General features: G+C 71.3%; 1 protein-coding gene. It reads right to left on the bottom strand.

What is annotated here, in order from left to right; translation table 11 throughout:
• The coding region (locus tag AC5RUJ_RS17490) for a glycosyltransferase family 2 protein (protein WP_494156407.1) at positions 1-812 on the bottom strand (812 nt) is incomplete at both ends.

The following is an 812-nucleotide window of genomic DNA, read 5'->3' as shown; positions in this document are numbered from 1 at the left end:
GGCCAGTGACCGCCGGTAGGCCCAGACCTCGCGCCGCGGGACCATCAGCGGGCGCACTATGGCCCGCGAGGTCCTGCGCGTCTTGGCGGCCTGCCGCCGGGACGCGAAAAAGCCCGCGGGTCGGAACAAGGCGGCAAGGGTGGCACCCAACTGCCGCAGCCCGTGCATGGGGTCCTTGGCCACCACCGAGGCCAGGAAGCTGTACAGCCCGCCGAGCAGGGCCCCGATCCACAGGAACGGTACCTGCCACCAGGCCGCATGCTTGAGCCGGAGGTGGATCTGAGCCTTGCGGGCTGCCCTTGCGGTGCCGTGGTCGCCGGTCCGGGCGGCGTGGCGAACCCTCGCGGTGGGGACAACCACCACGCGGTGGCCGGCCAGCCGGTTCCGCCAGCACAGGTCCACGTCGTCACCGGTCCCGGGCAGGGCCGGATCGAACCCGCCCAGCTGGTCGAAGACATCGCGGCGCACCAGCATGCCGGCGGAGTTGACGGCAAAGAAGTCGCTGCGGCCGTTGTACTGGCCCTGGTCCATCTCGTCGACGTCGATCATGGTCAGCCGTTCGGCCCAGCGGCTCACGGTCAGGCCCACGTCGACCAGTCGGCGCGGGTCGTCCCAGTCCACCTGTTTGCAGCCGGCGATGGTTACCGACGGTGCCGTTTCCACGGCGAGCAGCAGTTCCTCGAGCGCATCAGGCTCCGGGGCGGAATCATCGTGGAGCAGCCACAGCCATTCCTGGGCCGGACCGTCGGCCGGGGCGTGTTTGGGCAGCTCGGCCAGCCCCACCCGGACCGCGGCGCCGAACCCGGCGCGGT

This window comes from Arthrobacter sp. Y3223164, assembly GCF_059091005.1.
The sequence above is the reverse complement of the archived record's forward strand: the minus strand, read 5'-3'. Positions and strand labels throughout refer to the sequence as shown.